Raw genomic sequence first — 21,917 nt, 5'->3', positions numbered from 1 at the left:
ATAACCGGCGTAATCGCCCCTTTCCGGCTGGAATCGCGTAGCGCGGGATATCGCCGAGGCCGAAACTTGGCCTATCGCAGCGCAAACGGAATCGCCGCCAACGCCCTGCTCAATTCGGCGACGCGGCGCTTTAAGATCACAACAGGATCTCTCCATGCCCCAGCTCAACCGCTCCCTTCGTCGCGCCCTGACCGTGTCGTGCGGCCTGACCGCTCTCGCCTCGGCCATGGCCGTCGCGCCGGCCGCCTTCGCCCAGGAGACCAAGGTCGGCGAAGTGATCATCACCGCTCAGAAGCGCAGTGAAAACCTGCAAGACGTGCCGGTCTCGGTCGCCGCCATCAGCGGCGAGCGCCTGCAGGCGACCTTCGCCGCCGGCGAAGACATCCTGGCGCTGTCGGCCAAGGCGCCGGGCCTCTATGCCGAGTCCTCGAACGGCCGCGCCGCACCGCGTTTCTACATCCGCGGCCTGGGCAACGCCGACTTCGATCTGGCCGCCTCGCAGCCGGTGTCGATCATCCAGGACGAAGTCGTCCTCGAAAACGTCGTCCTGAAGAGCTCGCCGATCTATGACCTCGACCACGTCGAAGTCCTGCGCGGCCCGCAAGGCACGCTGTTCGGCCGCAACACCACCGCCGGCATCGTCAAGTTCGACACCGCCAAGCCGAGCGAAGAGTTCAAGGGCCGCGCCAGCGCCACCTATGGCAGCTACAATACGATGACCTTCGACGGCGGCGTCGGCGGCGCCATCGTCCCGGGCAAGGTCGCCGCGCGCGCCTCGCTTCTGATCCAGCATCGCGACAACTGGATCGACAACGCCTACACCAAGAAGAACGACGCCCTGGGCGGCTTCGACGAACGCGCCGCCCGACTGCAGGTGCTGTTCACCCCGACCGACCAGTTGAGCGCCCTGTTCAATGTCCATGGCCGCGACCTGGACGGCACGGCCGCCGTGTTCCGCGCCAACATCCTGACCAAGGGCTCGAACAAGCTCAACGGCAACTACGACCGCGACACCGTCTATTTCGACGCCGGCGCCGGCAATCCCCAGAAATACAAGGGCGTCGGCGCGTCGGCCAACGTTGAGTACGACTTCGGCGGCGCCAAGCTGACGTCGATCACCGCCTACGAGAACACCCACGGCTCCAGCCGCGGCGACATCGACGGCGGCAACCCGACCGGCCCGGGCTTCATCCCGTTCCAGTCGGAAAGCATCGACGGCATCAAGAACCTGTTCCAGTGGACCCAGGAAGTCCGGCTGGCCAGCGACACCGACGGCCCGCTGAGCTGGCAGGTCGGGGGCTTCTACTTCGACACCAAGTACGACATCGCCACCAACCCGTTCTTCGCGCCGGTCACCACCCTGCGCCAGAAGAACAAGGCCTGGGCGGCGTTCGGTCAGGCCTCGTACAAGGTCAGCGACCAGCTGACCCTGACGGGCGGCCTGCGCTACACCGACGACGACAAGGACATGAACGTCGTGTCGGGCCCGAACCCGGCCGCGCCGGTCTCGGTCTCCGACTCCAAGGTCAGCTGGGATCTGTCGGCGTTCTACAAGGTCGACGAGGACGTCAGCGTCTACGCCAAGGTCGCCTCGGGCTTCCGCGGCCCGTCGATCCAGGGCCGCGACATCGCCTTCTTCTCGCCGGCCTCGGCCGCCAAGTCGGAGACGATCATGTCGTATGAGCTGGGCTTGAAGAGCGAGCTGATGGACCGCCGCGTCCGCCTGAACGGCGCGGTCTTCGCTTACACCATCGACGATCCGCAGTTCAGCGCCGTCGGCGGCGGCAGCAACTCCAACCGCCTGATCAACGCCAAGAAGGGCGAGGCCTACGGTCTGGAGTTGGACAGCGAGTTCGTGGTCACCCCGAACTTCGTGGTCACCGCCGGCTACAGCTACGCCCACACCAAGATCAAGGACAGCACCCTGGCCGTCGCACCTTGCGCGGCTTGCACCGTCACCGATCCTCTGAACGCCGCCGGCCAGGCGCTGGTGAACGGCAACCCGTTCCCGAACGCGCCGAAGTACACCTTCGACTTCACCGCTCGCTATGCCTATCCGGTCGCCTCGGGCGAGTTGTTCGCCTTCACCGACTGGAAGGTCCAGGGCTACACGAACCTGTTCCTGTACCAATCGAAGGAGTTCTACTCGAAGGGCGACTTCGAGGGCGGCCTGAAGCTGGGCTACGCCAATAAGGAAGGCGGCTGGGAAGTCGCGGCCTTTGCTCGCAACATCACCAATGAGAGCAATATCAAGGGCGCGATCGACTTCAACAACCTGACCGCTTTCGTCAACGAACCGCGCGTCATCGGCGTCTCGTTGGACGCTCGCTTCTAGGACCTTTCGGATCCGAGACAGGAAAGGCCGGGGAGCGATCCCCGGCCTTTTTCTTTTTGACTAACTCTTCAGGCCGTGGGCGCTGACCGGGATGGTCTCGAAATGCTGCGGGAAGCCGGCGATGATCGGCCGGGCCTTGGCGATCGCCGCCTGCACGGCCGGCAGCTTCAGCGAGGCGGCGTGGGCGTCCTTGTCGGTCCATACCTCGGTGATCCAGAGCGCATCGGCGTTGGTCGGGTCCTTGGCGATCACGTAGCTCAGGCAGCCGGGCATGCCACCCGTGCTCTCGCCGAGGATCGCCAGCAGATCATCGCGCTTGCCCGGGGCGGCGAGCATCTGGCCGATCAGTCCGTACATGGGCCTCTTCTCCTGAGCTTGGGTCTTGGACGAAAGCGCGGCGAGCGCCAGGCCGCCGGCCAGCGCCCCGCGTCGGTCGATCATCGTATTCGTCATCCGCGGGTTCCCTCCATACGCGCACTGTCGCCAACCGCGGACCGGATCATGTCAGCATCCGCCGACGCCAGCATCGCGCCGAGACCCAACAGATGCAGGGTATTGAGGCAGAGCGGCAAGCCGGTCGGTCGGATCACCCGCACCCGCTCCCGCCAGGCCGGGGCTTCGACCAGGTCCAGCGGCGCGATGATCGCCCCGCGTCCGGCCGCGCAGCTTTCCATCGCCTCCTCGATCTCGCCGGTATGGTCCAGCCGGCGCAGGCTGTCGGGCTGGCGGCCGAACACGGTCTCGAACCAGTGACCGAAGACGAACTCGTACTCGTCATAGGTGGTGAAGGTCGTCGTCGCCATCGCCTCCAGATCGGCGGGCTCGACGGCTGCCCCCGCAATCGCCAGGACGATTTCCTCCTCGGCAAGCGGCTTGGACTGGATCGGGGCGGCGGTGACCGGCCGATAGGTCACGCCCAGGTCGGCCGCGCCGCTCGACACGGCCGCCAGCACCGCCTCGTGCGTGCCGAAGGTCAGCTCCAGCGGTCGATCGGTGGGCAGGCTCCGCATCAGGCGCGGCGCCAGCCGATAACGGCCGAACGCCGAGACCGTGGCGATCCGCAGTGGCCGCAGGGCCGGATCCTCTTGGCTCAGCCGCCAGCGGGTGCGTTCCACCTCGTCGAGGGCGCGGCCGACGGACTCGAACAGGGCCTGGCCGGCCGCCGTCAGTCGCAGCGCCCTGCCCGCCCGCTCGAACAGCGGCCGGCCGATCTCGGCCTCGAAGCGCTTGAGGTCGTGGTGGATGGCCGGCGGCGACTTGCCCAGGCGCGGACTGGCCGCCGCGATGCCGCCGGCCGCCGCCACCGCGTGGAACACCGCCGCCCGGCGCAGATCCGCGTGCCGCATGATTTCGGAATCCGAAAGAAAAAGCCTCTTCGTTCGAAATATCCCCGACCGCCGTTCGCCGCTAGCTCTTCCGCAGGAGGAGCTCATGACCCGACGCCATTTCTGGATCGCCCTCGCCGGCGCGCTGTCGCTGGCCAGCGCCGTCCGCGCTCAGTCGCCGACCGCCGCCTTCCTGTTCGCCTACGATATCGACCGCGGCCAGCAGAGCGCCTTCGAGGCCGGTTATGCGGCGCATCTGGGCTGGCACGCCGCCCATGGCGACACCCTGCCCTGGTATGGCTGGTACGTGACCAGCGGACCGAGGACCGGGCTGTTCATCGACGGGACCTTCGGGATCCCGTTCTCGGCCATGGACCATCGGGTAGATCCGGCTGGCGACGGCGCCGACATGGAGGCCAAGGTCCTGCCGTTCGCCAAGGCCCGGGTCTATTCGGCGCTGGAGTTCTGGCCCGAGATCAGCACGGCCCGCACGCTCGAAGACCGCAAGCCCAGCGCGGTGCTCGACGCCTATGCGGTCAAGGTCGCGCCCGCCGATGTCGCCGCGTTCGAGATCTCCCTGACGGAGGCGGCCAGAGACCGAAAGGGCCTGTCGCTCAGCTGGTATCGCCTGGTCAGCGGCGGTGCGGCGGGCGACTATCTCCTGCTGGTCCCGCGCCAGACGTGGGCGGAGCTCGCCGGCCGTCCGCGCGATCTCGCGGGCTTGCTGACGGCGACCTACGGCCCCACCGCGGCGAAGGCGGCCGCCCTGGTCGACGCCATCGAGGTCGAGAGTTGGTCGTACAAGCCCAAGCTCAGCCGCCTGCCCTAGCGAGATTTGCACTCGCCCTCGGCCGTGACGCTGACGCCCTTGGCGGCCGCCTCGCAGGCGTTGCCGTAGGTCTTGCCGTCGCAGCCGCACACCGGCTTGTAGATCCGGGTGCAGACCTGCGGCGCCTTCCTGCAGACGCCGGCCGCATCGGCGATCCGCCCGCAGACGCCCGGCTCCATCTGGCAGGTCAGGCCCGCTTGGCACTGGAAGCCGGCGAAGCCGCCGCACATGCCGCCTTCGGCGACAGGCGTCCTCGGCGACTGGGCCGGCGGCGCGCCGGCTCCAGGCGTTGTCGAGGCGGGCGCGCTGCAAGCGGTCAGCAGGATCACGGCGAAGCAAGCGAGCAGACGGCGCATGGAAGACCTCCGATAGGCGAGCCGGTCTGTAGAACGCTTCGCGCGCTTCCCCGGATGTCCATGGGAGCGCCGCGCAACGATTTTGCCGGCAAATGCATCCGACGGACGCTGTTCGACTTGATAACCCGGTTCTTTTCGTCTGTCCTTCCAGCCTCTTCGAGAGTCGGGGTTTTTCATGATCAGATGGCGTAGCGCGGCGACGGCCGTGAGCCTGCTCGCGCTGGGGCTTTCGGCCTGCGCGACGACCGGGGCCGGCGGCCCGGCCAAAACGTCCGCCGCGCCCGCCAAGCCGGCCGAAAAGGCCGAGGCCAAGCCGCTGCCCAAGGGCCTGGACGGCCAGGCCTCGACCGGCTTCCCGTCGACCTATCAGCCGTTCCCCTCGCGGCCGACAGCCTTCGTCGGTGCCACCGTCCTGACCGCGACCGGCCAGCAGATCGAGAACGGCGTCGTCTTCGTCTCGGGCGGCAAGATCACGGCCGTCGGCGGTTCCGACACCCCGATCCCGGCCGACGTCGCGGTGATCGACGCCAAGGGCAAGTGGATCACCCCCGGCATCATCGACGCCCACAGCCACCTCGGCGTCTATCCCTCGCCTGGCGTTCAGGCCCGCTCGGACGGCAACGAGGCCACCGATCCGAACACCGCCCAGGTCTGGGCCGAGCATTCGGTCTGGCCGCAGGATCCCGGCTTCAACCGGGCCCGCGCCGGCGGCGTGACCACGCTGCAGATTCTCCCCGGCTCGGCCAACCTGTTCGGCGGTCGCTCTGTGACCCTGAAGAACGTCCCGGCCCTGACCACCCAGGCCATGAAGTTCCCGGACGCGCCCTACGGTTTGAAGATGGCCTGCGGCGAGAACCCCAAGCGCGTCTACGGCGGCAAGAGCCGTTCGCCGTCGACGGCGATGGGCAACGTGTTCGGCTACCGCAAGGCCTGGATCGACGCCGCCGACTACGCCCGCAAGTGGGACGATTTCCGCGCCAAGCAGCAGAAGGGCGAGAAGGCCGACCCGCCCAAGCGCGACCTGCAGCTGGAGACCCTGGCCGGGGTGCTGAAGGGCGAGATCCTGGTGCAGAACCACTGCTATCGGGCCGACGAAGAGGCCACGATGATCGATATCGCCAAGGAGTTTGGCTACAAGATCACGATGTTCCACCACGCGATCGAGAGCTACAAGATCGCGCCCTTGCTGGCCAAGGAAGGCATCTGCTCGGCCACCTGGGCCTCGTGGACCGGCTTCAAGATGGAGAGCCTGGACGGCATCGACGCCAACGCCGCCATCCTGTGGAAGAACGGCGCCTGCGTCGTCATCCACTCCGACGACCCGATCATGACCCAGCGGCTGAACCAGGAAGCCGCCATCGCCATGACCGCCGGCAACAAGCTGGGCTACGGCATCAGCCGGGCCGAGGCGATCAAGTGGATCACCGCCAACCCCGCCAAGGCCATGGGCATCGGCGACAAGACCGGCTCTCTGGAGCCCGGCAAGGCCGCCGACCTGGTGGTCTGGAGCCGCGACCCGTTCAGCGTCTACGCCCAGGCCGAGAAGGTCTTCATCGACGGCGCGCTGATCTACGATCGCCAGGACAAGCGCTTCCAGCCCAAGTCCGATTTCGAGCTCGGCCAGCCCGGCCAGGGAGCGTTCAACTGATGACCCGGTCACTGCTTCTCGCCAGCGCCGCCTGCGCGCTCGCCCTCCCCTTGGCCCTCCCCGCGACCGCTCAGACGGTCGCCATCGTCAATGCTCGGATCGAGCCGGTGTCCAGCGCCGCCATCCCCTCCGGAACCCTGGTGATTAAGGACGGTAAGATCGCCGCCCTCGGCCCCAATGTCGCCATCCCGGCCGGCGCCACGGTGATCGACGCCAAGGGCGGGGTCGTCACCCCCGGCCTGGTCGCCTCGTCGTCGAACCTGTCGGCCTCCGAGATCGGCGGCGTCCGCGAGACCCGCGACGACGGCACCGGCAGCGCCCTCTCGGCCGCCTTCGACATTAGCTACAGCGTCAATCCGGCCTCGCCGATGATCGGCCTGGCCCGCGACGGCGGCGTCACCAGCTCGGCCGTCGTACCGGTGCTGTCGGGAACCGGCGGCGGCGCGAGCGAACACGCCGACGACGGCGTGGTCGAGGAGATGACCGCCGGCAAGGACGGCGCGGGCGACCCGCCGCTGTTCGGCGGCCAGGCGGCGTTCATTCGCCTGAAGGCCGGTTCGCCCGACATCGTCGAGGCCGCCAAGCTGGCCGTCACCGTCTCGCTGGGCGAGAGCGGGGCCCGGGCGGCCGGCGGCTCGCGCGGCGCCGACCTCGTGCTGATCCGCTCGGCCCTCGAGGACGCCCGCGCTTTCGCCAGCCGCCGCGCGGCCTTCGAGCAGGGCGCGACCCGCGACTTCGGTCTGTCGCGCCTCGACTTGGCGGCCCTGATCCCGGTCGTGCAGGGCAAGACGCCGCTTTTGATCCGCGTCTCCCGCGCCGCCGACATCCGCCAGGCCCTGAAGCTGGCGGCCGAGGAGAAGATCAAGATCATCCTCGAAGGCGTCGAGGAAGGCTGGATGGTCGCCGCCGAGATCGCCAAGGCCGGGGTTCCGGTCATCGTCGATCCGCAGGCCGACCTGCCCGACAGCTTCGAGGCCCTGGGTTCGCGGCTCGACAACGCCGCTCGCCTGAACGCCGCCGGGGTCTCGGTGGCGATCAACGGGGCGCGGGACTTCAACAATCTGCGCCAGGAGCGGCTGAACGCCGGCCTCGCCGTCGCCAACGGCCTGCCGTACGCGGCCGGCCTGGCTTCGGTGACCCTGACGCCGGCGAAGATCTGGGGCCAGGACGGCAAGATCGGCTCGCTGGACGTCGGCAAGGTCGCCGACGTCGTGGTCTGGAACGGTGATCCGCTGGAGACGACCAGCTGGCCGCTGAACGTCTTCGTCGGCGGCGTCGAGCAGCCGAAGGACAGCCGCCAGACCCAGCTGCGCGACCGCTACGCGACCACCGACGCCAGCGGATACCCGCCGGCTTACCGCTAGGCTTCGAGACCGACCCGCTGATCCGCCCCCAGTTCGCTGGGGGCGGATTTCGCTTTTCAGGGGAAGGCGGCGAGGCCATACGAGGCCCCCGCGTTCGAATCGCCTAGACTTGCCCTGATGTCCTCCGAAAAGATCCCCTCCCTGTTCGACGACGACGCCCTGGCGCCCGTCCCCGCCGCGCCGTTCCAGGCCAGCGTGGAGCCGCACGTCGAGCCGACGCCGCGCCCGATCCCGCCGCCGCCGCCGTCGTCGAAGGCCGCCCCGCCGCCGACGCCCGCCAAGACCAGCGCTCCCGGCGACTATTCGGCCGCCGACATCGAGGTGCTGGAAGGGCTGGAGCCCGTTCGCAAGCGTCCGGGCATGTACATCGGCGGCACCGACGAGCGGGCGCTGCACCACCTGTTCGCCGAAGTCCTCGACAACTCGATGGACGAGGCCGTGGCCGGCTTCGCCAAGACGATCGAGGTCAAGCTCGACGCCGACGGCTTCCTGTCGGTCAAGGACGACGGGCGCGGCATGCCCGTGGACCCGCACCCGAAATATCCCGGCAAGTCGGCGCTGGAGGTCATCATGACCGTCCTGCACGCCGGCGGTAAGTTCACCGGCAAGGCCTATGAGACCTCCGGCGGCCTGCACGGTGTCGGCGCCAGCGTGGTCAACGCCCTGTCCGAGCGGGTCGAGGTCACCGTCTGGCGCGACGGCTTCGAGCACCTGCAGGTCTTTTCGCGCGGTAAGCCGCTGGGTCCGATCCAGCAGGTCGGCCCGTCGCGCAAGAAGGGCACCATGGTGCGCTTCAAGCCCGACGACGAGATCTTCGGCGAGGGCGTGGCCTTCAAGCCGGCCCGCCTGTACCGCATGGCCCGCTCCAAGGCCTATCTGTTCCGCGGCGTGCAGATCAAATGGTCCTGCGATCCCTCGCGGATCCATGACCAGACCCCGCCCGAGGCCACGTTCCACTTCCCCAACGGCCTGGCCGACTTCCTGGCCGAGCGGACCAAGGGCCTGAACACCGTCACGCCCGAGAGCTTCTCGGGCCGTATCGAGCGCCAGGGCGAGGCTGGCGCGGTCGAATGGGCCGTGACCTGGACGCCGCAGGGCTTCGGCGAGCACGACGGCTTCATGCAGTCGTACTGCAACACGGTTCCCACCCCCGAAGGCGGCACCCACGAGAGCGGCTTCCGCGCCGCCCTGACCCGCGGCCTCAAGGCCTATGCCGAGCTCAAGGGCGAGAAGCGCGGGACGATCATCACCGCCGACGACGTGGTCGCCCAGGCCGGGGCCCTGATCTCGGTGTTCATCAAGAACCCGGAATTCCAAGGCCAGACCAAGGAGAAGCTCTCGACCTCCGAGGCCCAGCGCTTCGTGGAAGCCTCCTTGCGCGACCCGTTCGACCTGTGGCTCTCGTCGAGCCCGAAGAACGCCCAGGCCCTGCTGGAATTCGTCATCGAGCGGGCCGAGGAGCGCCTCAAGCGCCGCAAGGACAAGGAAGTCACCCGCGCCTCGGCGACCCGCAAGCTGCGGCTGCCCGGCAAGCTGGCCGACTGCGCCGGCGGCGCGGTCGACGGGGCCGAGCTGTTCATCGTCGAAGGCGACAGCGCCGGCGGCTCGGCCAAGCAGGCCCGCGACCGCAAGTACCAGGCCATCTTGCCCCTGCGCGGCAAGATCCTGAACGTCGCCTCGGCCACCGGCGAGAAGTTTTCCGCCAACAAGGAACTGTCGGACCTGATGCTGGCCCTGGGGGCCCAGGGCGGGAACAAGTATCGCGAGGAAGACCTCCGCTACGACCGCATCATCATCATGACCGACGCCGACGTCGACGGCGCCCACATCGCCAGCCTGCTGATCACCTTCTTCTACCGGACCATGCCGGACGTGATCCGCCAGGGTCACCTCTATCTGGCCCTGCCGCCGCTGTACCGCATCGCCCACGGCGGCAAGAGCGAATACGCCCGCGACGACGCCCACAAGGACGAGCTGCTGGCCACGGTGTTCAAGGGCAAGAAGCCCGAGATCGGCCGCTTCAAGGGCCTGGGCGAGATGATGGCCGCCCAGCTCAAAGAAACGACCATGGATCCCAAGAAGCGCACCCTGGCCCGCGTCACCCTGCCCCGCCACGAGGAAAGCGTCGAGGAACTGGTCGAAACCCTGATGGGGCGCAAGCCCGAGCTGCGGTTCCGGTTCATCCAGGAGAACGCCGAGTTCGCGACCGCGGACCTGGATCTGTAGGTTCATCACTGGCCCCCTCCGCGCTTCGCGCTCCTCCCCCGGAGGGGGAAGAAGGTCATCCTTCCGCCCCCTCCGGGGGCGGACGACCACGCGGAGCGTGGTCAGGTGGGGGCAAGTGACATCGGCTTCACGCGGCGATCCGCTGAAGTTAGGTGGGGAGGCGACGGAGCGGCCGGGCGAACCCGGATTGGACCAACTGGATCGGCTATTCCGTCTCCAGCTCGGCGATCCACGATAGGCGGCTTGTACGATCACCGCCCTGTCGCTCCGCTGACGATTTGGTCCCGGACGACCCCGCCACTCGCACGCGCTCCTAAAGAGTAAGCCGCGCGACCTGGCGAGGCCGCCGGGGACCGCCAGCGGCCCCGCTCAACCTATCCCCATCGCCGCTTCGGGCCGGATCCAAGCGCCCTCCCCTTGCGACGGGGACAGCGATGATTGTGCGGGGGTTTTGAACGCGGATCATTCAGCGGCGCGTAAAAGTGAGAAGCGGTTGAAATCGCTGGGTTCGGTTTCGCGAACGCCGGGGATACAGCGCCCTCAATCCCCGTGGTCGCCCCGTGAATCCCTCTCTCTGAGAGAGAGGGAGGGGCCCACGCGAAGCGTGGGAGGGTGAGTGGTTACACCCTCAGCCGGCGTGCCGGCACTGAGTCCCTCGACAGCGCCAAGATCGTCCAGGGGCTTCGCCTACCCACTCACCCTCCCACCGCCTGCGGCGGCGGGCCCCTCCCTCTCTCCATGAGAGAGGGATTCTGGCGGGCGGCCTCGCTTGGGTGGAAAACCTCCGCCTACGGCCGAGACCCCGGCTTCTCCAGCACCAGCAGCGACACCCCCTGACGCGGCAGCTGGAACGTCAGCGTCAACCCGTCCTTGGCGCGCGAGGGCGGCGCGGTGTCGATCGTGGTCAGGCCGCTGGCCGCCTCCAGAGCGTCGTACTGCGCCTTGGTCGGGGCCATCGGCGAGCCCATCCGTCGCCAAGCGCCGTAGACATTGCCGTGGTCCTCGTCGACCCGGTACTGGACCAGTTTGGCCCCAGCGAAGGCGCGCGGCAGGTTCTTGAGGACCAGCTGGACGTCCGCCGCCGGCCCCGGCACGTCGTCGTCGTGATAGTTCCAGACCATGACCGCCAGGCGGTCGGCCCCGAGGCTGGCCAGGGCCCCGACGTCGGGACGCCCTCGCACGCCCTTGGCGATGATCTCGTCCAGCGGGATCTGACCGGAACTGGTCGCCTCGACCCGCTCGGGGCCCATCAGACTGAACATCCGGAACACATTGACCACCGCCAGGTCCAGGCCGTTGCTGGACAGCTGCCGGAAGCCCGCGAAATAGGGCTGGTCCTCGAACTCGAAGGCCCAGGTCAGGGCGCCATCCAGGGTGACGCCGCGCTTGGCGGCCAGGTCGTGCTTACGGGCGAAGCTGGCGGCGGTGTAGCTGGAATAGACCGTGCCGTTTCGGTAGCTGAAGCTGGGCCCCTGGCAGGCGGCGCAGCCTTCGGGGTCGGACTCGCCGATCACGATCGGCTTGGCCTTCAGCGCCGGCCGCGCGGCGATCATGCTGAAGCCCTTGTCGATACCGGCGAGCTGCGTGGCGATCCCCATCTGGATGTGGCCGTCGACGAAGCGCGGCGAGCCCTTGGCGTGGAAGGCCAGGAAGTCGGTCGGCGTGCCCTTCTGGCCGGTCGCGTAGTTGGTCCCGTCCGAGATGTGGGTGAGGAAGTCCTCCATGAACTGACCGCCGCTGCCGGCCACGTCCGGTCCGCCGACCTTGGCGGTGGGCAGCGCCCGCCGGACGCCGGCGACCGCGTAGTCGTGCAGCTTTTGGAATTCCTGCGGCGTGCCCTTCCAATAGGCGGGTCCGTTCGGCTCGTTCCAGACCTCGAAATACCAGGTCTCGACCTCGGCCTGGCCGTAGCGCTCGACGCAGTGGCGGACCCACTGATAGGCCAGCTCGGACCACTTGTCGTAGTCCTTGGGCGGATAGCCCCAGCCGCCGCTGATCAGGTTGTAGTCGAAGCCCGGCCGCCAAGCGTGCTGGTAGGGCTCCGGGTGGGTCGACAGCGCTTGGGGCATAAAACCGATCTGGACATAGGGCCGCACGCCCTTGGCCAGGTAGGTGTCGAACAGGCGGTCCAGGATCGTCCAATTGTAGACCGGGCGGCCGTCGGCGTCCTCGGTATAGACATTGGTGCTGCCCCACTTCAGCGCGGGCGTGCCGTCGCCGGTGTTCAGCAGGTTGTGGGTGCGGAAATAGACCGCCTTGGGCTTCAGCGCGCCCAGGTGGTCCAGCAGCTTGCGGCCGTCCTTCATGGTCGCGTAGTTCGGCTCGTCGGCCCCGAAGAACCGCCAGATCGGCCGCAACTCGCCCATCGGCTTGGCGGCGTCGACGGTGATGGCCACCGGGATGGCGGCGGGCGCCTGGGCGAAAGCCGGCGATCCGGCCGACAACAGGGCCGTCAACAGCCCAACACCGACAGTCCTGCGCATGTCTCCGCCCTCCCGATCGGCGTCTTGCCTGACGCCCTTCGCCATGACCTAGCACGGATGATCGCGCCGGCCACCGCAATTGTAAGACAAAAGGCAAGCTGGCCAAGCTCGAGCGTCGCGGTTGCCTCCGTCGCCCGCGTACGGCGAAGACAAAGGGTCGCCGCCAGCTTGCCAACACGGCCGGCGGCTATTAGTCAGACAATAATAAGGGAGGCCGGCATGCTCAAACTCGATCGACGCCTGTGCGCCGCGGCGCTCGCGCTCTTGTTTGCGCTGGGAGGCGAAGGGACCGCCTCCGCCGCCGCCAAGCTTCCCGACACCATCCTGTTCGGCGTCGCCTACTACGACGAATACACGCCGACCGACCGTGTCGAGGAGGACGCCCGGATGATGCAGGCGGCGGGGATCACCGTCGTCCGGATCGCCGAATCCACCTGGGGCACGCTCGAGCCCCAGCCAGGGGTCTACGACTTCAGCCACGTCGACCGGATGCTGGCGGCGATGCAGCGGCACGGGATCAAGGTCATCGTCGGCACGCCGACCTACGCCGTCCCCACCTGGCTGGCGCGCGAGCATCCCAATGTCCTGGTGGTGACGCCCAAGGGCCGCGCGGAGTACGGCTGGCGGCAGAACATGGACATCACCGACCCCGACTACCGCCGGGCGGCCGAGCGGGTGATCGTCGCCCTGGTCGATCACGTGAAGGACCATCCGGCCGTCATCGGCTATCAGGTCGACAACGAGACCAAGGCCTACAAGACCAGCGGCCCCAATGTGCAGGCCGCCTTCGTGGAGACCATGAAGCGTCGCTGGCCCGATCTCGAGGCGATGAACAAGGCCTACGGCCTCGACTACTGGAGCAACCGCATCAACCGCTGGGAGGACTTCCCGTCGGTCAACGGCTCGATCAACGCCAGCCTCTCCAACGCCTTCGCGCAGTTCCAGCGCGACCTGGTCACCGATTTCCTGGCCTGGCAGACCGACCTCGTGCGCGCCCATGCCCGGCCCGGGCAGTTCATCACCCACAATTTCGACCTCGCCTGGCGCGGGCACTCGTTCGGCGTCCAGCCCGAGGTCGATCATTGGAAGGCGGCCAAGGCGCTCGACGTCGCCGGCATCGACATCTACCACCCCAGCCAGGACAAGCTGACCGGCGCCGAGATCGCCTTCGGCGGCGACCTGACCCGCTCGATGCGCGACGGACAGAACTATCTGGTGCTGGAAACCGAGGCTCAGGGCTTCCCCGAATGGACGCCCTACCCCGGCCAGTTGCGGCTGCAGGCCTTCAGCCACCTGGCCTCCGGCGCCAACATGGTCGAGTACTGGCACTGGGCCAGCACGGCCAACGCCATCGAGACCTACTGGCGCGGCGTGCTCTCGCAGGACTACCGGCCCAACGCGGTCTACGAGGAAGCCAAGACCATCGGCGCGGACCTTAAGCGGCTGGGCCCGAAACTGGTCAACATGAAGAAGCGCAATCGCGTGGCGCTCTATGTCAGCAACACCGCGCTGAGCGGCTTCGACGCGTTCAAGATCAACCCGGACATCGGCTACAACGACGTCATGCGGCCGTTCTACGACGCGCTCTATCGCATGAACGTCGAGGTCGACATCCTGTCGCCGTCGTCCGCCACGCCGCTTAGCGACTACAAGCTGATCGTCGTCCCGGCGCTCTACGCCGCCAGCGACGCCGAGATCGAGCGGCTGAACGCCTACGCCAAGGCCGGCGGCCACCTGATCTACACGTTCAAGAGCGGCTTCTCGGACGAGAACACCAAGGTGCGCTACACGCCCCAGCCGGGCGGGATCACCGAGGCGGCGGGCGTGCGCTACGAGCAGTTCACCAAGCCCGAGGGCGTCAGCCTGGACGGCGACCCGTTCGGCGTCGGCGACAAGGACAACACGGCCCGCTGGTGGATGGAGTTCCTGACCCCGACGACCGCGACCGTGGTGGCGCGCTACAAGCATCCGTCCTGGCCGGCCTATGCGGCGATGACGCGCAACGCCTATGGCCGGGGCGAGGTCAGCTATGTCGGCTTCATGCCGACCGACGCGACGATCGAGAAGATCCTCGCGGGCGAGGTCAAACGCGCCGGCGTCGAGATCCCCGAGACGCGGTTTCCGCTCATCGTTCGTGGCGGGACGCTGCCGGACGGGCGCGCCGTTCGCTACGTCCTGAACTATTCAGCCTCGCCGCAACAGGTGACCAAAGGTCTGGGCGGCGGGACCGAACTGCTGTCTGGCCGTCCGGTGAAGGACGGCGCCGCGCTGGACCTGCCGCCCTGGGGCGTGGCGATCATCGAGCAGCGCTAACGCCGCGCGCTGTCGCTACCGCAGGGCCCAGGCGCGGCCGATCTCCGCCAGCGGCACGCAGCCATGATAGGCCCCGGGCACGGGCTCGTATTTCAGCGCCACCGTCGCCCCGGGCTCGGACGTGAAGTAGCCCACGGTCACCAGGTCCTCGAGAGCCGGGAAGAAGTGCGGCTCCGCGGGGGTTTGGGCCCGAGCGGCCGTGGCTTCCTGGTCATAGCGGGTCAACTGCTCGACCTGCTGCTGCGGCGTCAGCGCGACGAAGGCGTCGCCATGGGTGGCGCGGGCGTCGGCGTCGATGCGGGTCAGTCCCGCCACGAACCGCTCCGCCTGTCCCTTGTTGTAATAGGTGGCCACGGTGCGGTCGATGAACTGCGGCACGCCGGCGTCGCGGGCGCCGGGGGTGTCGGTGGCGGGAATGATCAGTTCGGCCACCACGTCGACCAGGCGGGCCTGGTCCTGCGTCAGGGCCGTGGGAGTCCAGGCCAAGGTCGCCGGCGCCGGCGCGGCCGCCATGGCGCGCTCGGCCCAACCGGTCGTCGCCAGCCCGACCGTCAGGGCCAGGCCGCGGATCGTGTCGCGTCGGCTCAGCATCACAGCTCTCCCCTCTTGCGCGCCTGGACCGCATGGTCGGCGGCCCGCGCGGTCAGCGCCATATAGGTCAGGGACGGGTTCACGCACGAGGCCGAGGTCATCGCCGCCCCGTCGGTGACATAGACGTTCTTGCACTCATGGACCTGGTTGTGGGCGTTCAGCACCGAGGTTTTGGGATCGCGGCCCATGCGCGCCGTGCCCATCTCGTGGATGCCCAGGCCGGGGGCGTATCCGTCGTCGCGGCCTTTGACGTTCTTGAAGCCCGCCGCCTCCAGCATTTCCGCCGCGGCGGTCTGCATGTCGCGGCGCATGGCGATTTCGTTCTCGCGGATGGTGACGTTCATCGACAGGGTCGGCAGGCCGAACTCGTCCTTGACGCCGTGGTTGAGGGTGATGCGGTTGTCCTCATACGGCAGGATCTCGCCGAAGCCGCCCAGTCCCATGGTCCACGGGCCCGGCTGGGTGAGCGCGGCCTTGCGCGCGGCCCCGAAGCCTCGGTCGGCGGTGGCGCGATTGCCAAGGTCGCGATCCCACCCCGAGCGGCCGGCGCCGCCCTGGTAGCCGAAGCCACGCAGGTAGTCGTTCCGCTTGGTCGCGGCGTCGCCGAGGTTGCGGAAGCGCGGCACATAGATGCCGTTTGGCCGGCGGCCGGAATAGTACATGTCGGCGAACTCGGGCGCCTCGCCGCTGGCGCCGACGCCCAGGTGGTGGTCCATGACGTTGCGGCCCAACTGGTCGCTGCCATTGCCGAAGCCGTTCGGGAACCGCGAACTGGTTGAGTTCATCATGATCCAGGCCGAGTTGAAGGCCGAGGCGCACAGGAACACGACGTCGGCGTAGAACTCTTCCTCCTGGCGCGTGTTCGCGTCGAGGATGCGAACCCCGGTCGCCTTGCCCGCCTTCTCGTCATAGATCAGCGAGGTGACGATCGAGGCGGGCCGGATCACCATGTTGCCGGTGCGCTCGGCCGCGATCAGCCCCCCGGAGTTCGAGCTGTAATAGGCGCCGAACGGACAGCCGCGGATACACATGTTGCGGTACTGGCACTTGGTGCGGCCCAGGCTGAGCTGCTCCTCGGTCGGCTCGGTCAGGTGCGCGGCGCGGCCGATGGTGACCCGCCGCTCGGGGAAGCGCGCCTCGGACTTGGCCTTGAAGGCCTTCTCGACGCAGTTCATCTCCATGGGCGGCTGGTAGTGGCCGTCGGGAAGCTGAGGAAGGCCCTCGGCCTGGCCGGAGACCCCGATGAAGCGCTCGACATGCTCGTACCAGGGCGCGAGCTCCTCGTAGCGGATCGGCCAATCGACGCCGATCCCTTCACGGGCGTTGGCCTCGAAGTCGATCGGGCTGTGGCGATAGCTCTGGCGCCCCCAGGTCAGCGACCGGCCGCCCACGTGATAGCCGCGGATCCAGTCGTAGCGGCTTTCCTCGGTATAGGGGTTCTGGTCGTCGCGGACGAAGAAGTGCTTGGTATACTCCGTCATCGTGTAGCCGGTGCGCTTCTGGACGGCATAGTGCGCGTTCAGCTCGTCCTGCGGCAGTTGTCCCTGCGGGTACTTCGTCTGCCAGGGATCCATGACGGCGGTGGGATAATCCTCGAGGTGGCGGACCATCGGACCGCGCTCGAGCACCAAGGTCTTGAGGCCCTTCTGGGTCAGCTCCTTGGCCGCCCAGCCGCCGGTGATTCCACTGCCCACCACGATCGCGTCGTACGTGTTTTTCCGACGCGCGCGGCCGTTCACATTGGCCATGTTCACTCCCTTCGCAGTCCGCTCGATGGACCGCGCCGGTATGCTTACGCAACACGACGCCCCGACCTCGATGAACCCTTCATTCTTGCCTGGAGGCTTCCATGAAATGGGTTACATTGCAAGAAAGCTCGGCATTTCGCTGAAAAATCGCCGCGCCCCTGGGAGGAACAAGGAAGCCATGACCGAACAGACCGTTTGGGCGCGCCGCGCCGCCGTGGGATTGCTGCTGGGCGGCCTCGCGCTCGGCGCCAACGGGCCAGCGCTCGCCCAGGACGTGAAGGCGGGCGCCTGGAAGCCGCTCTTCGACGGCCGCACCCTGGACGGCTGGACGCCGAAGGTCGCCAAGCATCCGGCTGGCGAGAACTACCGCCAGACCTTCGTCGTCGATCACGGCGTGATCCGCGTCTCCTATGCCGGCTATGACAAGCTGGACGGCCAGTTCGGCCACCTGTTCTACAAGACGCCGTTCAAGGCCTACCGCCTGCGCCTCTCCTACCGCTTCCTCACCGAAGGCGGCCTGCCGGACACCCCGACCTGGGCGCGCAGCAACAGCGGGATCATGTTCGCCAGCCAAAGCCCGGAAAGCATGACGGTGGAACAGCCTTTCCCCGTCTCCGTCGAGTTCCAGCTGCTGGGCAAGGACGGTGACGCCCCTCGCCCGACCGGCGCAGTCTGCACGCCGGGCATCACCATCACCATCGACGGCGCCAAGGTCAAAGAGCACTGCACGCCGTCGGCCAACGCCCCGACCATCCCCAACGGAACCTGGGTCAAGGCCGAGCTCGAGGTCCGGCCAAACGGCGAGGTCTTCCACAAGATCAACGGCGTGGTCGTCCACCACTATGCGGGCGTGACCCTGGATCCCGACGACACGGTGGCGGGCGGCGCCAAGCCCTACATCCTGGCGCGCGGCGCGGTACCTGTGACGGAGGGTTATATCGCCCTGCAGAGCGAGGGTCATCCGATCGAGTTCAAGGACGTCGAGATCCAGGAGCTGACGGCGCCTTGAGGGCACAAATCCTGTTATCCCGGCCGTAGCGCGGCGAAGAGCCGGGACCGCAACAAGCTCGGAGCTTCCGGCGGTCCCGGCTCGGCGCGCTTCGCGCTTGGCCGGGATGACAGAGGGGAATGGGCTACTTCTTCAGCGAGCCCAGATACTGGATAACGGCGGCGCGGTCCTCGGGGCCAGGCGCGCCGATCAGCATCTTGGTGCCGGGGACCAGCTTCGCCGGCCCCTTGAGGAAGGTGTCGATCGCCTCGGGCGTCCAGGTGATGTTCGAGGCCTTCATGGCGCCGCTATAGGCGTAGCCGGCGGCCGTGCCAGCCTTGCGGCCGACGACGCCGGCCAGGGGCGGCCCCATCTTGCCCGGCGCGGGCTGGACCGAGTGGCAGACCGAGCAGCGCTGCTCGAACACCGCCTGGCCCGAGGGAGCGGCGACGGCGCTGGTCGCCAGGCCGGTCAGAACGGCGGCGAGCATGAACTGGAACTTCATAAAAGGAACTCCGTCAGGGGTTTGGCGGCGACTCTAGAGACCCAATAGACGCCGATTGCGGTCGCCGTCGGGCGCGCTGCCGGCGAAGTCGTCGAACGCCCGGTCCGTCACCTGGATGATATGGTCGCGGATGAACGGCGCGCCTTCGCGGGCGCCCTGTTCGGGGTGCTTCAAGGCGCACTCCCACTCCAGCACCGCCCAGCCGGCATAGTCGTACTGGGCCAGCTTCGAGAAGATCGCCTTGAAGTCCACCTGGCCATCGCCCAGCGACCGGAAGCGGCCGGGCCGCTCGGCCCAGCCCTGGTAGCCGCCGTAGACGCCGGACCGGGCCGACGGGCGGAACTCGGCGTCCTTCACGTGGAAGGCGCGGATCCGCTCGTGATAGCGGTCGATGTAGCCGAGATAGTCCAGCTGCTGCAGCACGAAGTGGCTGGGGTCGTAGAGGATGTTGGCGCGCGGATGGCCGCCGACCTCGTCCAGGAACCGCTCGAACGTCGCCCCGTCGTGCAGGTCCTCGCCCGGATGGATCTCATAGCAGACGTCGACGCCCTCTTTGTCGAAGACGTCCAGGATCGGCTTCCAGCGGCGGCCCAGCTCGGCGAAGGCTTCCTCGACCAAGCCGGCGGGTCGCTGCGGCCAGGGATAGAAGTACGGCCAGGCCAGGGCGCCCGAGAAGGTGGCGTGGGCGTTCAGGCCCAGGCGGCGACTGGCGACGGCGGCGGCCTTCAGCTGCCCCACCGCCCAGGCCTGGCGCTCCTTGGGCTTGCCGCGCAGCTCGGGCGGCGCGAAACCGTCGAACAGCTCGTCATAGGCCGGATGGACGGCGACCAGCTGGCCCTGCAGGTGGGTCGACAACTCGGTGATCTGCAGGCCATGACCGGCGAGCAGCCCGGCGATGTCGTCGCAATAGGTCTGGCTTTCGGCGGCCCGCGCCAGGTCGAAGAACGAGTCCGCGCCGCCGGTCGGCATCTGTACGCCGACGTAGCCGAGGTCGGCGACCCAGGCGGCCATGGTCTCCAGCCTGTCGAACGGCGGCTCGGCGCCGATGAACTGGGCCAGGAAGATACCGGGTCCCTTGAGCGTCTTCATCGCCCTTCTCCTTCAAGCAGCACCCAGCCGGCGTCGGCGCGGCTGGCGGCCACGGCGCGCTCGACGAAGGCCATGCCGCGCACGCCCTCGACGATGTCGGGCACGAGCCCCGCGCCGCGCCCTTGGATCGCGTCGGCGAAGTCGCGATAGATGTTGGCGAAGGCCTCGATGAAGCCTTCCGGATGGCCGGTCGGGATCCGCGTCACGGCCCGGGCGCCGGCGCCCAGATAGGCCGAGCCCGCGTGCAGCACCTGGGACGGGCCGTCCAGCCAGTCCAGCGTCAGCTCCGTATGGCGCTCATGCGACCAGGTCAGGCCGCCCTTCTCGCCATAGACGCTGATCTTCAGGCCGTTGCGCGCGCCCGCCGAGATCTGCGAGGCGATCAGCACGCCGCGCGCGCCGCCCGCGAACCGCAGCAGCACGTTGCAGTCGTCGTCCAGGTTCCGGCCAGGAACCACGGTGGCGACGTCGGCGCAGAGCCGCTCGACACGGTTTCCTGTGATGAACTCGGCGATGTTGAAGGCGTGGACCCCGATGTCGCCGATGCAGCCGCCCACGCCCGACTGGGCCGGATCCGAGCGCCAGTCGGCCTGCTTGTTGCCTTCCCGCTCAAGCGGTCGCGACAGCCAGCCTTGCGAATATTCGACGACGACCTTGCGCACGGCGCCGAGATCGCCGCGCGCCACGATCTCGCGCGCCTCGCGGACCATCGGATAGCCGGTATAGGTGTAGGTCAGGCCGTAGAGCTTGCCGGACGCGGCGACGATGTCGGCCAACTCCTTGGCCTGGGCCAGGTTCAAGGTCGCGGGCTTGTCGCTGATCACGTGCAGTCCGCCGCGCAGCGCGGCGGCCGAGACGTCGAAGTGCAGGTGGTTGGGCGTGACCACGGCGACCAGATCGACGCCGTCTTCCCGCGCCCCTTCGGCCGCGATCATCGCGTGATGGTCCGGATAGACCCGATGGCGCGGCACGCCCCAGTCGTCGGCGGCCCGCGCGCTCTTTTCGGGATCGCGGCTGAACACGCCGGCGGTCAGCCGGATACGGCCATCCAGCTCGGCGGCCATGCGATGCACCGGCCCGATGAACGAGCCGGGACCGCCGCCGACCATGGCCAGCCGCAGGGGCGCCCGTCCGCTCATCAGGCCGTCACTTTCGCCAGGTAGTCGAAGCTGATCTTGGCCGATTCCAGCCGACTATGGGCGAACGGCGGCTCCTGCTCGACATAGAAGCCCCGGACTCCGGCGGCGTAGGCGGCGGGCAGCAGCTTGGTCCACGGGATCATGCCGGCGCCGACCTCGGTCGGATCCTGCTGGAGGACGAAGTTGGGCTTGGTGCTGGCCTTGATGTCCTTGACGTGCATCTGGGTGAAGCGGTGCGGATGCGCCTTCAGCAGGGCGAACGGATCCTTGCCGGCCGCCGTGACCCAGCCGACGTCCATTTCGAAGGTGACGAGGTTCGGGTCCGTGCCCTTCAGCAGGATCTCCATGCCGGTCGTTTCGCCCATCTTGGCGTCTTGGAGCGGAGCGAACTCGAAATTGTGGTTGTGATAGCCGGTGACGATGCCGGCCTTCTTCAGGACGGCGGCCTTCTCGTTCAGGAAATCGGCGTTCCATTTCCAGTCGTCGGCCGTCATCTGCGCGCCGGCCGAGCGCAGATCGCCGCCCAGGCGGTCGGGGATGTAGAGGATCGGCATGATCGCCGCCTTCACCCCGATCACGTGCAGGTCGTCGGCCAGCTTGGCCAGGTCGCCGCTGAAGCTGGGGCCGCTGGCGCCCTTGGGCGAGATGTGGGCGCTGGGGCAGACCAGGCCCGCCTTGTCGAAGGCGGCGCGCAGCTCGGCCGGCGTGCGGCCCAGATAGCCGGCCAGCTCCACCGACTTGAAGCCGATCTTGGCGACCGTCGCGAGTTGAGCGTCCAGGTCCTTCTGCAGGTCCGGACCCAGGGTGTAGAGCTGGATGCCGACCGGCAGCTTGTGGCGCTGGAAGAACGGCGCCTCCGCCGCGGCGGCGGCGGTGGTCCAGGCCGCGCCGAGCGTGGCCGCGCCGGCGGCGAGGAGGCCGCGGCGGGAGAGATCGAGGCCGGTGGCGGAAGCGTTTGCGCGCACGAGGGCTATCCTT

17 protein-coding genes are annotated in these 21,917 nt (G+C 68.1%); 7 read left to right on the top strand and 10 right to left on the bottom strand.

What is annotated here, in order from left to right:
- The first annotated feature begins 154 nt into the window (after nt 1-154).
- On the top strand, nt 155-2,335 hold the full coding sequence (locus ASC70_RS13650; protein ID WP_056050927.1) for a TonB-dependent receptor: 2,181 nt from the start codon (nt 155-157) through the stop codon (nt 2,333-2,335).
- A 60-nt stretch (nt 2,336-2,395) separates the two neighbouring features.
- On the opposite strand, the gene ASC70_RS13645 is transcribed toward ASC70_RS13650, so the two are convergent.
- Nucleotides 2,396-2,788 carry a putative quinol monooxygenase gene (locus ASC70_RS13645; RefSeq protein ID WP_056050926.1) on the bottom strand — a complete coding sequence of 131 codons (393 nt, stop codon included), beginning with the start codon at nt 2,786-2,788 and terminating at the stop codon, nt 2,396-2,398.
- A complete protein-coding gene (locus tag ASC70_RS13640; protein WP_056050924.1) occupies nt 2,785-3,681 on the bottom strand; it encodes a LysR family transcriptional regulator in 897 nt (298 codons plus the stop codon). Before ASC70_RS13640 ends, ASC70_RS13645 begins: the two co-directional genes overlap by 4 nt.
- A gap of 85 nt (nt 3,682-3,766) precedes the next feature.
- Here ASC70_RS13640 and ASC70_RS13635 point away from each other — a divergent pair, with 85 nt between their 5' ends.
- The gene (locus ASC70_RS13635) at nt 3,767-4,489 is read left to right on the top strand and encodes a hypothetical protein (RefSeq protein ID WP_056050922.1); all 723 of its coding nucleotides are present in this window, start codon (nt 3,767-3,769) and stop codon (nt 4,487-4,489) included.
- Here ASC70_RS13635 and ASC70_RS13630 read toward each other — a convergent pair.
- Nucleotides 4,486-4,845 (bottom strand): Kazal-type serine protease inhibitor family protein, encoded by a 360-nt coding sequence (locus tag ASC70_RS13630; protein WP_056050919.1) that lies wholly within the window; start codon nt 4,843-4,845, stop codon nt 4,486-4,488. The genes ASC70_RS13635 and ASC70_RS13630 overlap by 4 nt on opposite strands.
- 175 nt (nt 4,846-5,020) lie before the next feature.
- Here ASC70_RS13630 and ASC70_RS13625 point away from each other — a divergent pair, with 175 nt between their 5' ends.
- The 3 genes from ASC70_RS13625 (at nt 5,021) to parE (ending at nt 10,083) form a co-directional block, all read left to right on the top strand.
- On the top strand, nt 5,021-6,493 hold the full coding sequence (locus ASC70_RS13625; RefSeq protein WP_056050917.1) for an amidohydrolase: 1,473 nt from the start codon (nt 5,021-5,023) through the stop codon (nt 6,491-6,493).
- The gene (locus tag ASC70_RS13620; RefSeq protein ID WP_056050916.1) at nt 6,493-7,857 is read left to right on the top strand and encodes an amidohydrolase family protein; all 1,365 of its coding nucleotides are present in this window, start codon (nt 6,493-6,495) and stop codon (nt 7,855-7,857) included. The genes ASC70_RS13625 and ASC70_RS13620 overlap by 1 nt, the downstream gene beginning before the upstream one ends.
- Nucleotides 7,858-7,971: 114 nt before the next feature.
- Nucleotides 7,972-10,083, top strand: coding sequence for a DNA topoisomerase IV subunit B (gene parE / locus ASC70_RS13615; protein ID WP_056050914.1), 2,112 nt, complete (start codon nt 7,972-7,974; stop codon nt 10,081-10,083).
- 788 nt (nt 10,084-10,871) lie between these two features.
- On the opposite strand, the gene ASC70_RS13610 is transcribed toward parE, so the two are convergent.
- Nucleotides 10,872-12,566, bottom strand: coding sequence for a beta-xylosidase (locus tag ASC70_RS13610; protein WP_056050912.1), 1,695 nt, complete (start codon nt 12,564-12,566; stop codon nt 10,872-10,874).
- Between the two features lie 219 nt (nt 12,567-12,785).
- Here ASC70_RS13610 and ASC70_RS13605 point away from each other — a divergent pair, with 219 nt between their 5' ends.
- Nucleotides 12,786-14,879: a beta-galactosidase gene (locus tag ASC70_RS13605; protein WP_056050910.1), complete on the top strand. Its 2,094-nt coding sequence runs from the start codon at nt 12,786-12,788 to the stop codon at nt 14,877-14,879.
- A gap of 15 nt (nt 14,880-14,894) precedes the next feature.
- Here the strand turns inward: ASC70_RS13605 and ASC70_RS13600 are convergent, their stop codons facing one another.
- A complete protein-coding gene (locus tag ASC70_RS13600) occupies nt 14,895-15,470 on the bottom strand; it encodes a gluconate 2-dehydrogenase subunit 3 family protein (RefSeq protein WP_056050908.1) in 576 nt (191 codons plus the stop codon).
- Entirely contained in the window at nt 15,470-17,218 is a 1,749-nt protein-coding gene (locus tag ASC70_RS13595) for a GMC oxidoreductase (RefSeq protein WP_047405943.1), read from the bottom strand. The genes ASC70_RS13600 and ASC70_RS13595 overlap by 1 nt, the downstream gene beginning before the upstream one ends.
- 178 nt (nt 17,219-17,396) lie before the next feature.
- On the opposite strand from ASC70_RS13595, the gene ASC70_RS13590 reads away from it, so the two are divergent.
- Nucleotides 17,397-18,227, top strand: coding sequence for a DUF1080 domain-containing protein (locus ASC70_RS13590; RefSeq protein WP_056050906.1), 831 nt, complete (start codon nt 17,397-17,399; stop codon nt 18,225-18,227).
- 124 nt (nt 18,228-18,351) lie between these two features.
- On the opposite strand, the gene ASC70_RS13585 is transcribed toward ASC70_RS13590, so the two are convergent.
- From ASC70_RS13585 to ASC70_RS13570, 4 genes are read right to left on the bottom strand one after another with little or no spacing between them, the layout of a single operon-like run.
- Nucleotides 18,352-18,711: a cytochrome c family protein gene (locus ASC70_RS13585; RefSeq protein WP_056050904.1), complete on the bottom strand. Its 360-nt coding sequence runs from the start codon at nt 18,709-18,711 to the stop codon at nt 18,352-18,354.
- Nucleotides 18,712-18,744: 33 nt separating this feature from the next.
- On the bottom strand, nt 18,745-19,800 hold the full coding sequence (locus tag ASC70_RS13580) for a sugar phosphate isomerase/epimerase (RefSeq protein ID WP_056050903.1): 1,056 nt from the start codon (nt 19,798-19,800) through the stop codon (nt 18,745-18,747).
- Nucleotides 19,797-20,939 carry a Gfo/Idh/MocA family protein gene (locus tag ASC70_RS13575; protein WP_056050901.1) on the bottom strand — a complete coding sequence of 381 codons (1,143 nt, stop codon included), beginning with the start codon at nt 20,937-20,939 and terminating at the stop codon, nt 19,797-19,799. Before ASC70_RS13575 ends, ASC70_RS13580 begins: the two co-directional genes overlap by 4 nt.
- Nucleotides 20,939-21,904: a sugar phosphate isomerase/epimerase gene (locus tag ASC70_RS13570; RefSeq protein ID WP_235519396.1), complete on the bottom strand. Its 966-nt coding sequence runs from the start codon at nt 21,902-21,904 to the stop codon at nt 20,939-20,941. The genes ASC70_RS13575 and ASC70_RS13570 overlap by 1 nt, the downstream gene beginning before the upstream one ends.
- Nucleotides 21,905-21,917: the final 13 nt, after the last annotated feature.

Origin of the sequence: Caulobacter sp. Root343, from assembly GCF_001425745.1 — a bacterium.
Classification (GTDB): Bacteria; Pseudomonadota; Alphaproteobacteria; order Caulobacterales; family Caulobacteraceae; genus Caulobacter.
This window is presented reverse-complemented; position numbering and strand designations above follow the sequence as displayed.